This is a genomic window from Streptomyces sp. NBC_00086, from assembly GCF_026343255.1.
Lineage (GTDB): Bacteria > Actinomycetota > Actinomycetes > Streptomycetales > Streptomycetaceae > Streptomyces.
The window spans coordinates 7,915,051-7,929,236 of sequence record NZ_JAPELZ010000001.1; the positions used below are offsets into that span (position 1 = coordinate 7,915,051).

9 protein-coding genes are annotated in these 14,186 nt (G+C 75.1%); 8 read left to right on the forward strand and 1 reads right to left on the reverse strand.

What is annotated here, in order from left to right; genetic code table 11:
- Nucleotides 1–49: 49 nt before the first annotated feature.
- The 8 genes from OG276_RS35765 to OG276_RS35805 all read left to right on the forward strand — a co-directional run bounded on the left by OG276_RS35765 (nt 50) and on the right by OG276_RS35805 (nt 12,795).
- Complete coding sequence (locus OG276_RS35765; protein ID WP_266911959.1) at nt 50–4,597, forward strand: type I polyketide synthase; 4,548 nt, start codon at nt 50–52, stop codon at nt 4,595–4,597.
- The gene (locus OG276_RS35770) at nt 4,587–4,937 is read left to right on the forward strand and encodes an acyl carrier protein (RefSeq protein ID WP_266911961.1); all 351 of its coding nucleotides are present in this window, start codon (nt 4,587–4,589) and stop codon (nt 4,935–4,937) included. The genes OG276_RS35765 and OG276_RS35770 overlap by 11 nt, the downstream gene beginning before the upstream one ends.
- A 6-nt stretch (nt 4,938–4,943) precedes the next feature.
- On the forward strand, nt 4,944–5,819 hold the full coding sequence (locus OG276_RS35775) for an alpha/beta fold hydrolase (protein WP_266911963.1): 876 nt from the start codon (nt 4,944–4,946) through the stop codon (nt 5,817–5,819).
- Nucleotides 5,816–6,991: a glycosyltransferase gene (locus OG276_RS35780; protein ID WP_266911965.1), complete on the forward strand. Its 1,176-nt coding sequence runs from the start codon at nt 5,816–5,818 to the stop codon at nt 6,989–6,991. The genes OG276_RS35775 and OG276_RS35780 overlap by 4 nt, the downstream gene beginning before the upstream one ends.
- Nucleotides 6,988–9,045 (forward strand): class I SAM-dependent methyltransferase, encoded by a 2,058-nt coding sequence (locus OG276_RS35785; RefSeq protein ID WP_266911967.1) that lies wholly within the window; start codon nt 6,988–6,990, stop codon nt 9,043–9,045. The genes OG276_RS35780 and OG276_RS35785 overlap by 4 nt, the downstream gene beginning before the upstream one ends.
- On the forward strand, nt 9,042–10,094 hold the full coding sequence (locus tag OG276_RS35790; protein ID WP_266911969.1) for a galactokinase: 1,053 nt from the start codon (nt 9,042–9,044) through the stop codon (nt 10,092–10,094). The genes OG276_RS35785 and OG276_RS35790 overlap by 4 nt, the downstream gene beginning before the upstream one ends.
- Nucleotides 10,095–10,171: 77 nt before the next feature.
- Nucleotides 10,172–11,479: an alkaline phosphatase family protein gene (locus OG276_RS35795; protein WP_323182397.1), complete on the forward strand. Its 1,308-nt coding sequence runs from the start codon at nt 10,172–10,174 to the stop codon at nt 11,477–11,479.
- A 47-nt stretch (nt 11,480–11,526) separates the two neighbouring features.
- Nucleotides 11,527–12,795, forward strand: a complete 1,269-nt coding sequence (locus OG276_RS35805) for an MFS transporter (protein WP_266911971.1) — start codon at nt 11,527–11,529, stop codon at nt 12,793–12,795.
- Between the two features lie 10 nt (nt 12,796–12,805).
- Here OG276_RS35805 and OG276_RS35810 read toward each other — a convergent pair whose 3' ends face one another.
- A complete protein-coding gene (locus tag OG276_RS35810; RefSeq protein ID WP_266911973.1) occupies nt 12,806–14,098 on the reverse strand; it encodes an MFS transporter in 1,293 nt (430 codons plus the stop codon).
- Nucleotides 14,099–14,186 lie beyond the last annotated feature (88 nt).

The following is a 14,186-nucleotide window of genomic DNA, read 5'->3' on the forward strand; positions in this document are numbered from 1 at the left end:
GCGGCGGCATCACCGTGGCCCGCGGCCCACCGACGCGGCGATCGTCGGGATGGGCGCCGTGTTCCCGGGCGCCGCGGACCTGGCCGCCTACCGCCGCAACCTGCTGGCCGGTACGGACTGCATAGGCGACGTCCCGCCCGGGCGCTGGGACCCCGAGGTGTACTACGACCCGGGCGGCGCCGCCGGACCGGTCTCCGGCGACCGGTTCTACTGCCGGCGCGGAGGCTTCGTGGACGGGCTTGCCGCCTTCGATCCGACCCGCTTCGGCATCATGCCGGCCACGGTGGAAGGGGCCGAACCCGACCAGATGCTGGCCCTGCACGCCACGGCCGAGGCCATCGCCGACGCGGGCGGCGAGGGCCGCCTGCCGGCGGACCGCTCGCGGATCGGGATCGTACTGGGCCGTGGCGGCTTCATGGGCGTGGCCACCGCCCGGCTCGACCAACGGGTACGTACCGCACACCAGTTGGCGCAGACCCTGCGAGAGCTGGCGCCCGAGCTCGGCGAGCGGCGGATCGCCGCCGTGCGCTCCGCCTTTCAGGAGGCGCTGGGCCCCGAACGGCCCGACGCCTCGATCGGACTCGTGCCGAGCTTCACGGCCGCCCGTACCGCCAACCGGCTCGATTTCCACGGACCGGCCTACACCCTGGACGCGGCCTGCGCTTCCTCCCTGCTGGCGGTGGACCAGGCGGTGGGGCTGCTGGCCGGCGGGCGCTGTGACGCGGTGATCGCCGGAGCCGTGCACCACTGCCACATCGCCACCCTGTGGAGCGTGTTCACGCAGCTGCGCGCCCTGAGCCCCAGCGAGCGGATCCGCCCCTTCGACCGGCGCGCCGACGGAACCCTGCTGTCCGAGGGCACCGGGGTGGTGCTGCTGAAGCGGCTCGCCGACGCGGAGCGGGACGGCGACCGGATCTACGCGGTGATCCGCGGCACCGGCGTCGCCGGGGACGGCAGGGCGGCGAGCCTGATGAGCCCGCTCGTCGCGGGCCAGGTGCGGGCGCTGGAACGGGCCTGGCGGGAGGCGGGTCTTGATCCGCGGGCACCCGGCGCGCTGGGGCTGCTGGAGGCGCACGGTACCGGAACCCCGGTGGGGGACACGGCCGAACTGGACACGCTGGCGCAGGTGTTCGGCTCGTACGCGGGTGCCGGGATGGGGGGCGCGGCCGGTCTCGACGCCGCCCTCGACCTCGACGGCGGGAACGCGATCGGCTTCGGCTCCGTGAAGTCCATGCTCGGCCACACCATGCAGGCCTCCGGCATGGCCGGGCTGATCAAGGCCGCGCTCGCGGTGCACGAGGGGGTGCTGCCGCCGACCCTGCACCTGGAGGAGCCGCACCCCGGCCTGGCCCGGACCCGGATGCGACCGGTGACGGCGGCCCGGCCGTGGGAACGCGGGCCGGCGCCGCGCAGGGCCGGTGTGAACGCCTTCGGCTTCGGCGGCATCAACGCGCACGTGGTGCTGGAGGAGGCTCCCGGCGCCGCGCGCCGAGCCGAGCCCTCGGGGCGTACGACGCCCTCGCGGCCGGCAGCGCCCGTACGCCGGTTCCTGCCGCTGGGCGGCGCGGCCGCGCCGGTGGGGGCGCCCGCGCGGGAGGAGGTACTGCTCCTGGCGGCATCCGACACGGCGGAGCTGACGGCCCGGCTGGCGTCCGGCGCCCCGGCATCCGGTGGAGACGGTCCCTGCCGGCTCGCCGTCGTGGGTCCCACGCCCCAGCGGCTCGCGCTTGCCGCGAAGGTGGTGGCGCGCGGCCGGGCGTGGCGGGGGCGCGGCGAGGTGTGGTTCACGCCCGAGCCGCTGGGCGGCCGGCTCGCCTTCCTGTTCCCCGGCCTGGAGCCGGAGTTCGCCCCGGCGCTGGACGACGTGGCGGACCGGCTCGGGCTGGAGCGGCCCCGGCTGACCCGGGGCGAGGAACTGACGGAGCGGGCCCTGGACGCCATCGCGACGGGCCGTTTCCTCGCCCGGGTGCTGCCCGAACTCGGCATCCAGGCAGACGTGCTGGCGGGCCACAGCCTGGGGGAGTGGGCGGCGATGGTGGCCGCCGGGATGTACCGGCAGGACGCGGCCGACACCTTCCTGGACTCGCTGCGCCCCGGCTCGGTGAAGGTGCCGGACCTCGTCTACGCGGCGCTCGGGTGCGGAACCCGGCGGGCGGAAGCCGCGCTGCACGGACTGGACGGGGTGGTGGTCAGCCATGACAACTGCCCGCACCAGTCGGTCGTTTGCGGTGCTCCCGCCGAAGTCGCCACCGTCCTGGAACGGTTGAAGGCCGAGGGCGTTCTCGGACAGGAACTCCCCTTCCGCTCCGGCTTCCACACGCCTATGTGGGAGCCCTACCTGGGCCAGGTCCGCGCCGCCTTCGCCCGACTGCCGCTCCAGCGCGGGACCTTGCCCCTCTGGTCGGCGACCACCTGCGCGCCGTTCCCCCCGGAACCCGAGGCCGTACGAGAGCTGGTGGTCCGCCATCTGCTGGAACCGGTCCGGTTCCGCGAGTTGACGCTCCGGCTGTACGAGGACGCGGGCGTTCGGGGCTTCGTCACACTGGGGCCGGGCAGTCTGCCGGGCTTCATCGAGGACACCCTGCGCGACCGCCCCCACTACTCGGTGGCGGCTTCCTCCCCCCGGCTCACCGGCCTCGCCGCCCTGCGGCGCACCTGCGCCGCCCTGTGGACCGAGGGGCACGCCCCGCGCTGGGACCGACTGGCCCCGGACGGAACGGGTGGACCGGCCCGGACCGCCAACGGACGTGCTGCACCTGTCGGCCCACCGGCAGTGCCGACCGCCGGGCGCGGAGTGCTGCTGGACCTCGGCTCGCCGCTGGTCCGCCTCGGCGAGGCCGCACGCGCCACCCTGTCCGGCCTCCTGCCGCAGGCCACCACCCCGATCGCCGCCCCCACCCAGACCACCACCACCCCGACCGCCCCGCTGCCCGCGGAACCCCGCCCGGTCCTCCTCTCTTCCCTGGACGCAACCCCCACCGAAGGACCGACCGAGACGCAAGCCGCGACGCAGACCGGGTCCCGGCCGCAGACCCACACCCTGCGCCTCTCCCTCGCCACGCTGCCCTACGTCCGGGACCACTGCGTCTACCTCCAGCCCGACGCATGGCCGGAGGACTCCGACCGGTTCCCCGTGGTCCCCATGACGACGATGCTGGAGCTGGCGGCCGAGGCCGCACTGCGGGACGCACCCCCCGGCCTGGCCGTCATCGGCTACGAGCGGGTACGCGCCATGCGCTGGCTCCCCGTGGAGCCGGCCCTCGACGTGGAGGTCACCGTACGGCCCGCCGGGTCCGGCCGCGTGCGCGTCACCCTCGGGGAGTACGCCGACGTGTTCGTACTGCTCGGAGAGGGCTACGAGGCCCTGCCCGGCCCCGACACCACCCCGCTGCGCGAGCCCCGGCCGGCCCCCGTCAGTGCCGAGGCCCTCTACCGGTACCGGTGGATGTTCCACGGCCCCCGCTTCGCCGGGGTGCACGAGGTGCGGTCCGTCGGAGAGGACGGCATCCGGGGCGTGCTGCGGGCGCTGCCCGACCCGGGGGCACTGCTCGACGCCGCCGGGCAGCTCTTCGGGCACTGGATGCAGTTGCGGCTCCCCGTGGACCGGCTGGTGTTCCCGGCCACCGTGGACGCCATCCGCTTCTCGGGGCCGCCGCCCGCCCCGTACGAGCTCGTCGGGGCCACGGCCCGGATCCGCGAGGTGCGCGATGTCACCGTGCGCGGCGACCTCGAACTGCTCCGGGCCGACGGCCGGGTGTGGGCCCGGATCGACGGCTGGACGTACCGCCGCTTCGGCGCCGACGAGCGGGTCTGGCCGATGAAGTTCACCCCGGAGGTCTGCGGCATCGGCGAACCCCGCCCCGAGGGCTGGTGCCTGGCCCGCCGCCGCTGGACCGACCCCGCCTCGCAGGAGCTGGTCATGCGCCGCTACCTCGGCGCCGCCGAGCGCGCGGCCTACGAGCGGCTCGCGCCGCGCGCCCGGGTGCCTTGGCTGCTGGGCCGGATCGCCGCCAAGGACGCGCTGCGCCACCTGCTCTGGGACGGCGGGGCCGGGCCGGTCTTCCCGGCCGAGGTGCCGATCGGCAACGACCCGGCCGGGCGGCCCTTCGCCGGGGGCGCCCTGGCCGGGGGAGTCCACCTGACCATCGCCCACAAGGACCGGATCGGGGTCGCCCTCGCCCACCACGGCCTGCCGGTCGGCATCGACGTGGAACAGGTGACCACCGACCCGGACGCGCTCATCCGCGTCGCCCTGGCGCCGGGCGAACTCGCCCTCGCCGAGCGGCTGGCGGCCCAGGAGGGCACCGGACTCCCGGCCGCGCTCACCGCCCTGTGGTGCGCCAAGGAGGCGGCCGCCAAGGCCGCCGGAACCGGACTCGGAGGCCGCCCGCGCGACTGGCGGACCACCGGCGACCCGGGCTCCGGCGAGCTGACAGTGCTCTCCCCGGACGGGCAGCCGTATCCGGTCCGCACCACCCTGCTCGTGCTCGCGGACGAGCCACTCGCCCACCCCGACCACGTGGTGGCCTGGACCGACCGTCCCGCGATTCCGTCCCCCGTCCCCTTCCACCTCACGGAGACCAGTCATGGCAGCTGACATCCTCGCCGAGATCACCGGCATGCTCGTGGAGATCGTCGGTGACGAACACCTCCTCGCGGACGAGGTCACGATGAAGACGACGTTCAACGAGGACCTCGCCCTGGAGAGCATCGAGTTCGTCGCCCTCGCCGAACTCCTCCACCACCGCTACGGAGCCCAAGTCGACCTGATGGGCTTCCTGTCCGAGAAGGACATGGACGGCATCCTCGCCATGTCCGTGGGCGAACTCGTCACGCACATCGGCCGGATCACCCACGCCTCCCTCACGCACGCCACCCGCACCCATGCCTCAGCGGGTGCCGCCCGCGCCGCCGCCCCGGCCGGATCGGACGGCTGATCCGCCATGGCCTTCGTTCCCGCGGGCGCCGTCCGCTTCCACGTCCAGCAGCTCCCGGCCACCGCGCACGCGGCCGGCCCCGACGCCGCCGACCGCCCCGTGGTCGTCTTCCTGCACGGGCTGGTCGTCGACAACCTCTCCTCCTTCTACTGCCCCCTGGCCGTCCCGGTGGCCCGGGCCGGGTACGAGGTGGTCCTCTACGACCTGCGCGGCCACGGCCGTACCGAGCGCCCGGACACCGGCTACGACAGCCGCACCGCCGTACGGGACCTCTTCGCCCTGCTCGGCGCACTCGGCCTCGGGCAGCGTCCGGTGCACCTGGTGGGCAACAGCTACGGCGGCACCCTGGCACTGCACGCCGCCCTCGCCCGGCCCGACCTGGTCGCCGGCCTCACCCTGCTCGAACCCCCGCTCAGCGGGGCATGGGTGGACAACATGGTGGACACCCTGTCGGCGGCCGCCCTCGGCCTGGAGGACAGTGCGGTACCCGCCGAGCTGCTCACCCTGCGGCTGCGCAAGGCGGCCAACCTCACGGCCATCGCCGACGACCTGCTCAACCGCACCACCCTCATCGACGACATCGCCGCGAGCCGCACCTTCACCCCGGGCGACTACGCCGGACTGCGCTGCCCCGTCCTGATCGTCTGCGGCGAGCACTCCGAACTGGTCCCGGGTGCAATGGAATTGGCCCGCCACGCCCCGCACGTGACCGCCGTCGAGATCCTGCCGGGCCTGGGGCACGACGTGCTGAAGGAGAACAGCGGAGCACTGCGAGCGGCCGTACTCGCCCACCTCGACGCGACGGCCACGGCGGGGGCACTCACGGGGGCATCGGCATCGAGATCGACGGTACGGCCGCGGGCGGGAGCGCTGGTCCGATGAAGGTGCTCTTCACGGTGCCGCCGCTCGCGGGGCACGTCAATCCGACCGTGGCGGTCGGCGCCGAACTGGCCGCCCGCGGCCACGAGGTCGCCTGGACCGGCCCGCCCGGGGCGCTGGCCCGGCTGCTGCCCGAGCACGCACGGATCCTCTCCGCGGGCGCCGAAGCGGGCGGCGACTACGCGATGCTGCACACCCGCTGGCGCGATCTGCGCGGAGTCGGGGCGCTGCGGTTCCTCTGGGAGGAGGCGCTGGTCCCCCTGGCCAGGGCGATGCTCCCCGGCGTGGTCCGGGCGGCCGGCGCCTTCCAGCCGGACGTGCTCGTCGCCGACCAGCAGGCCCTGGCCGGTCCGGTGGCCGCGCGGCGGCTCGGGATTCCCTGGGTGACCTCCGCCAGCACCTCGGCCGAACTGACCCTCCCCTTCGCGGACTTCCCGAAGGTCGGCGAGTGGGTGGCCGCGCAGATCGCCGGCCTGCTGGCGGAGTGCGGGGCCGAGCCGGAGCCGGCCGGAGCGGCGTGGGATCCACGGTTCTCGGAGCAGCTGGTCCTGGTGTTCTCCAGCCGCGAACTGGTGGGGGGAGACGGGAAGTTCCCGCCGCACTACGCCTTCGTAGGCCCGGCCTTCGGGTCCCGGCCGTCCGTACCCGGCTTCCCCTGGGAGCAGCTGGATCCGGAGCGGCGACGGGTGCTCGTCTCACTGGGAACCCTCAACCAGGAGGCCGGGGGCCGGTTCTACGGCGCGGTGCTGGGCGCCGCCGAACGACTGCACAAGGAAGTCCAGTTGGTCCTGGCGGCCCCCGCCGCCCTGGTCGGGAAGGTCCCCGGGAACGTCCTGCTGCGCGACAGCGTGCCGCAGCTGGATCTGCTCCGACACCTGGACGCCGTGGTCTGCCACGGCGGCCACAACACCGTCTGCGAGGCCCTCGCGCACGGGCTGCCGCTGGTCGTCGCCCCGATCCGCGACGACCAGCCGATCGTCGCCCGCCAGGTCGTGGAGGCCGGGGCCGGGGTTCGGGTGCGCTTCGGCAGGACCCGGGCCGAGGAACTGCGCGACGCGCTGACGGCCGTACTGGACGATCCCGGCCACCGCCGGGGCGCCCGGCGGATCCAGGCCTCATTCGCCGCGGCCGGCGGGGCAGCCGCCGCGGCCGACCGGTTGGAGGAACTCGTATGACGCGCTCCCCGCTCCCTTCCCCCGCCCGGATCCGCCGCACCGCGCGCCCGCTGCTGTCCGGCGTCCGGTGGACCTCCGTCCTCCTGCTCGCCGCCCTCGGCGCGGGCACGGTGCGCGCGGCCCGCCGCCTGCGGGCGGTCCCGGTACTGCCCATGACCGCCCCCGCGGACGCCGGGGTGCCGCGCGCCGCCGGCTGGCGGCTGCTCACAGCCGGCGGCGTCGAGCCCGACGTGGTCACCTTCCTGGCCGCCTGCGCGTACGCCGACCGGGAGGGGCTGCGGGTACTGGACCTGCTGCCCGGGGACCTGCCCACCGAGCGGGTGCTCGGCCTGCTGCGCCTGGTTGACCCGGCCGGCTACCGGCAGGACCGGCTCGGCGAGGGGCGCGGGGCCGGCTTCGCCGTGCTCGTCGCCGAGGAGGTGCTCGCCCGGGCCGGGGTGGACCTGCCGGGACCGGACGCCACGCCGGCGGAACTCATGGCCGTCGTCCGGCGCGTGAAGGAATACGCCGCCGATGCCACGGGACTGGCCATCGCACCCGCCCTGAGCTGCGGACCACCCGCCGCCACGGACGGACCGGCGCGGGCGGCCGAACTGCGGGCCCAGGGACTGCCGCCCGGGGCGCTCGCCGCCGCCCAGCTCGCCGGGCTGGCCCTGCTGGCCGGGGCCGCCGTACGCCAGGGCCGGTGGGGCGCCGCCGCGGCGGGGCTGTACTGGATCCAGCCCTACCTGGCCCTCGGCCGGTCCGGCGCGCTGCGCCCCGGCGACCTCGCCCGGGCCACGGCCGCCCGGCCCGTACGCTCCCTCGGCGCGGCCGTGCGTACGGCCGCCGCGACGACCCGTACGCCGCCACCCGGGGCCGCCGTCCCGGCGAACGGCCCGGCCGCTGCGCAGGACGCGGACCGGACCGGCATCAGGGCCGAGGGGGTCAGGGCCGAGGGGGTCCGGGCGGAGGTGGTTCGGGCCGAGTCCCTCCGGGCCGAGTCCCTCCGGGCCGAGGCGGACCGGGCCGAGTCGGTCCGCGCCGAGGCCGTCCAGGCGTACCGGGCCGACCTGGCCGCCGGCACCGACCGGTTCTTCGAACCGCGCCGCCCGGACTGCCCCTGGTGCGGCTCGCGCCGCCTCACCGTGCGGGTCCGGGTGCCCGACCTGCTCCAGGGCAAGCCGGGCCGCTTCACCCTGGAACAGTGCGGAGCCTGTGGGCACGTCTTCCAGAACCCCCGACTCTCCCCGGAGGGTCTGGAGTTCTACTACCGCGACTTCTACGACGGCCGCGGCGGCGAGGGCGCGGCCACCGTCTTCGGCCGGCTCGGCGCCGCCTACCACGGCCGGGCCGAAATGCTCCGCCCGCACACCGATCCCGTGTCCTGGCTCGATGTCGGCACCGGACACGGCCACTTCTGCAACGCGGCCCGCGCCGTCTGGCCCGACACCCGGTTCGACGGACTGGACATGGGCGACGGGGTCCGCGAGGCCGAGCGGCGCGGCTGGGTGGAGACGGGGTACCAGGGCCAGTTCCCGGAGTTCGCGGTGAAACTGGCGGGTCAGTACGAGGTGGTCAGCATGTACCACTACCTGGAGCACACCCGGGACCCGCTGGCGGAACTGGACACGGCGGCCGCCGTCCTCGCCCCCGGCGGCTACCTCACCATCGAACTCCCCGACCCCGAGTCCCGGATGGCCCGGCTGCTCGGCCCGGCCTGGCTGCCCTGGTTCCAGCCGCAGCACCAGCACCTGATCCCCTCCTCGAACCTGCGCGAAGCCCTGGCCGACCGGGGGTTCACCGTCCTCGCCGAGGAACACGGGCCGGCCCACCAGGGCAACGACTTCTTCGGCGCGGTGGCCCTGACCGCGACCCGGCTGGCTCCCGACCCGGACCGCCCCTGGGGGCCCCCGGCCACCACCGGCCGACGCGTCCTGACCGGCGCCGTACGCCTGGCCTCGCTGCCGCTCTTCGCCGCCGCGGCGGTGCTCGACGGACTGCGCACCGCCGCGGCCCGGCGCACGGACGGCGGCAACGCCTACCGGATGCTGGCCCGCAAGGACGAGCTGTGACGGGCCCCGGCGCGCGGACCGGCCCGGTCTGCGCCGCCACCGGCCCCACCACCGACCCCGCCACCGGCCGGGCTGCCACCGGCCCCACCACCGGCCAGGCAGCCACCGGCCCCGGCCCCGAGGCGCTCACCGGAGGCGACCTGGCCCGCCGGGCCACCGCCGACCCGCTCTTCCGCCTGGTCGCCTACGCCCTGGAGGCCGCCCACGGCCGCCCCCCGGCCGCCGTCTGGAGCGCCCCGTACACCTTCCACCTCGGTTCCCCGGGCCTCGTCGCGGCAGCCGGCTGGCCGGTGGCGGCCGCGGCGGCCCCGCGCGCCGACGGCCTCGTACGGCTCAGCTCCCTGGCCCACCCGGCGGACGGCTGCGACCTCCCGCTGACCCTGTCCGGGCCGCCGCCCGCCACCCCGGCCTGGGCCGCCCGCCCGTACGCACTGCTGCGCGCGCTGGCCCGGGCCGGGTACGGCCGGGGCGGCACCGACCTGCACGTGCAGGGCTCCCTCACCGCGGCCGCCGGGCTGGCCACGCAGGAGGCCGCGGACTGCGCGGTGGCGCTCGCGGTGGCCGACGTCCACACACCGGCGGGCGAGGACCCGGACCGGGTGCGGCTGGCCCGGCTGATGGCGGAGGCGCTGCCGGACGGCGACGACCCGCTGCGCCGCGGCGCCCTCTTCGCCCGGCCGGGCAGGGCCCTGCTGCTCGGCCAGGGTCCACCCCGGCCGGAGCCCCGGCGGCAACGCCAGCGGTACGTGGTCTTCGACCCGGCCGACTCGGGCGCACGCCTGGTGCTGTTGGCCCTGCGGCCGGACCCCGACGGCACGCAGGACCGTACGGCCGACCTGGCCCGGGCCGTCGGGTGCGCCCGGCGGGCCGGGGCCCTGAGCGCCTGGCAGCCCGGAGAGCGGCCCGGGCGGAGCGTTCTGGTCCTGCTGCCCGAAGCCCGGCTCGCGACGGTGCGGGCCGCGGTCGCGGAGGACTTCCGCGACCGGGGGCTGCCCGTGCCCCGGTTCCTGAACATCACCGTGGCCGGCGCGGCCCGCCGCGAGGCGTGACGCCGGCCCCCGGCCCCCGGCCATCGACCACCGCCCCCCCCGAGCACCCCACCACTCATCACGAGGAGGAACCACCCATGCCACTCCGTCCCCCGACCACACCGGGCGCGAGCGCGAGCGCAAACGCGCCCGCGACCGCTCGCGCGAGACACCGGGTCCGCTGGTCCGCCCTGATCGCCGGCATCGGCGCCCTCGGCCTGCTGGGCGCCTTCACCATCGCCAACTCCCAAGCGGCCGAAAGTGGTTCCGCGTCGTCTTCGGCCGCGGCCGCACTGCCCGCGTACGACCACGTGGTCGTCGTCGTGTACGAGAACAAGCAGTACGGCGAGATCATGGGCAGCGCCAACGCCCCCTACATCAACCAGCTGGCGAGCGGCGGCGCGAGCCTGACCGGAATGAAGGCGCTGACCCACCCCAGCCAGCCGAACTACTTCAACCTCTTCTCCGGCGCCACCCAGGGCATCACCGGGGACGGCTGCTACACCCCGCAGTCGATGACGGCGCCCAACCTCGGCCAGGAACTGATCGCGGCCGGCAAGACCTTCGCGACGTACAACGAGGACCTGCCGAGCGAGGGTTCCACGGCCTGCACCAACGGCCAGTACGCCCAGAAGCACAACCCGTGGTTCGCCTTCAAGAACGTGCCGCTGAACACCGGCAAGACCTGGGCGCAGTTCCCGCAGAACAACTTCGCGGCGCTGCCGAACCTGTCGTTCGTCGTCCCCAACCAGTGCAACGACATGCACTCCTGCTCGGTCGGCACGGGTGACACCTGGACGAAGAACAACATCGACGCCTACGCGCAGTGGGCGAAGGCCAACAACAGCCTGCTGGTGCTGACCTGGGACGAGGACAACTACCTCGGCTCCAACCAGATCGCCACCGTCTTCTACGGGGCGAACGTCAAGACGGGCACGTACTCCACGGCCTTCAACCACCACCACCTGCTGCGCACCTTCGAGGACCTGTTCGGCACGGCCACGCACGCCGGGAACGCGGCCAACGTCCAGCCGATCAGCGAGGTGTTCGCCTCGACGACCCCGACCCCGACTCCGACGCCCACCTCGACCACGACCCCCACCCCGACACCCACACCCACCCCGACCCCGACCCCGACTTCAGCCGAGCTGAAGCTGACCAACCCCGGCCCGCAGAGCTGCAAGTTCAACCAGAACTGCACCATCCAGCTCACCACCACGGGCGGCAAAGCCCCCGTCCGCTACACCGCCACCGGACTCCCCTGGGGCCTGACCCTCGACACCACCACCGGCCGCATCACCGGCAAACCCTGGGCCACCGGAACCATCCAGATCACCATCACCGCCACCGACACCACCCCAACCACCGCCACCACCACCTTCCCCCTCACCCTCACCTGGTTCTGACTCACCTGGTTCCGACTCATCTGGTCGTGAACGTGAAGGAGGCACCCGTGTACCTGTCGACCAGCCGTGCGGCGGACATCGCCGCAGACCCTCCGGCTCCGAAGGGCCCGCTGCGGGCCGTCCCCGGCACGGTGCTCGCGCTCGGCATGGTCAGCCTGGTCACGGATGTCTCCGCGGAGATGGTCACCGCCGTCCTGCCGCTGTACCTGGTGGCCGGACTCGGGATGTCCCCGCTCGCCTTCGGCGCCCTGGACGGACTCAACCAGGGCGCCACCGCGCTGCTGCGCCTCGTGGGCGGACGGGTTTCCGACCGTACGCAGCGCCGCAAGCTCGTCGCCGGCACCGGCTACGCGATCTCCGCCGTCTGCAAGGCGGCCCTGCTCGCGGTCACCACCCCCTGGTCGGTGGCGGCGGTCCTGGCCGCCGACCGGACCGGCAAGGGGCTGCGCACCGCCCCGCGCGATGCGCTGATCTCACTGTCCTGCCCGCCGGGGGAGCAGGGCCGCGCCTTCGGCGTGCACCGCGCGCTGGACACGGCCGGGGCCCTGCTGGGACCGCTGGCCGCGTTCGGCGTGCTGTGGGTGGCGGTGGACGGGTACGAGGCCGTCTTCACCGTGAGCTGCTGCCTCGCCCTGCTGGGCGTCCTGGTGCTGGTCCTGTTCGTACGGGAGAGCCCCGCGCCCGCACCGGCGGCCGGCACGCCCGCGGCCCGCACCCTCCTGCGGATCCCCGGTCTGCGGCGGCTCTGTCTGACGGCCGCCGTGCTCGGCGTGTTCACCGTCGGGGACGCCTTCCTCTACCTGCTGCTCCAGCGGCGCCTGGACCTGCCGGCCGCCTGGTTCCCGCTGCTGGCGGTGGGCACCGCGGCCGTGTTCCTGCTGGCCGCGGTGCCCGTGGGACGGCTCGCCGACCGGCTGGGCCGCCACCGGGTCTTCCTCGGCGGCCACCTGCTGCTGCTCGGCGCCTGCCTGCTGCTCCTGGCCCCGGTACCGCCGGGTCCCGCGCTCGTGTGCGCGGTCCTCGGCCTGCTCGGCCTGTTCTACGCGGCCACCGACGGCGTCCTGATGGCCGCCGCCGGTCCGTTGCTGCCCCCCGGGCTGCGCACCACGGGGCTCGCGGTGCTCCAGACGGCGCAGGCCCTGGCGCGGTTCGCCGGCTCCCTGCTCTTCGGGGCCGCCTGGACCCTGTGGGGGCCGGGTCCGGCGCTGGCCGCGGCGGCCGGCGGACTGCTGCTGGCCCTGACCGCCACGGCCCTGGCCCCGTCCGCCTTCGCGGGCCGGGGCCACGCCGCGGGGGAGGAGTCCCCCGAGGCGTGACGGCGCCGGCTCAGGCGGGTGCTCCGCTCGGCTGCGCCTCCTTCGCGGCCCGCTGCCGCAGGGAGTCCTCGTCGGTGTCCGCGTCGTAGGAGATCAGCTTCGGCAGCAGGGCGGCCAGCACCGCCACCGAGGCCACGCAGGCGAGCCCGCCGCTCCAGAAGGCCGAGCGGGTGCCGGTCCAGCCGGCCATCGCGCCCGCGCGGACCTGGCCGAGCTGCGGGCCGACGGTGTAGGAGAGCACCTCGATGCCCGCCAGCCGGCCCCGCAGCTCCTCGGGGATCGTCTGGTTCCAGATGGTGGCGCGCCCCAGCCCGCTGAGCATGTCGCCCGCGCCGGCCACGGCGAGGCACAGCAGCACGAGCCAGATGTTCGCGGACCAGCCGGCGGCCGCGATGGCCAGCCCCCAGACCCCCGCCCCGCACACCACCAGCAGCCCGTGCCGGCGTACCCGCGAGGCCCAGCCGCTGGTCAGGCCCAGCGCCAGCGAGCCGACCGCGCCCGCCGCGTACATCAGACCGAGCGCCCACACGGCGTCGAGCTCGTCGGCGAGGAAGGGGAAGATGGCGTTCGGGAAGGCGAAGAGCATCGCCGCCATGTCCACGGCGTACGTGCCGAGCAGCACGGGCCGGCTCCACGCGTACCGGGCCCCCTCGGCGATCCCCCGCAGCGAGGGCCGCTCGGCGTCCCGCGCGGGCGGAGCCGGACGCAGCCGCAGGCACAGCAGCACCGATACGAGGAACCCCGCGACGGTGATCGCGTACGCGGAAACGTGCCCGGCGTACGCCACGACCAGACCGGCCGCCGCGGGACCCGCGATGGCGCCGAACTGGTAGCGCAGCCCGTTCAGCGCGGCGGCGGCGGTGAGCTGGTCGTGCGGCACGATCCGCGCCATCAGCGAGTCCATGGCCGGCCGCTGCAGGCCGGTCAGTGCCGATACGCACGCCGCGACCACGTACAGCGGCCACAGCATGGGACTCGGCAGGGCCGCGTTCACCAGCAGGACCAGGGCGAGCACCCCGAGTCCGGCCTCGGTCAGCAGGATCATCCGCCGCCGGTCCACGGCGTCGGCGAGGGCGCCCCCGTAGAGACCGAAGACCACCAGCGGGAGCAGTTCCACCGCGCCCATCGCACCGACCGCGAGCGGCGAGTCCGTCATGTGCTTGATCTGCAGCGGCAGCGCGATCATCGCCATGAACGAGCCGAAGTAGGTGACCGTGCCCTGGTAGAACAGCACCCGGAAATCGGGGCTGGACCGCAGCGGGCCGAGGTCGGGCAGTACGGAGGCGAAACGGGATCTGCTCACGACGGGCCATCGTCCGCGCCCGCCCGTTCCCGGGCAACCGGTTTTCGGTCGACGACAGGCCGGGGCCCGTCGTCCGATCCTGCACAAT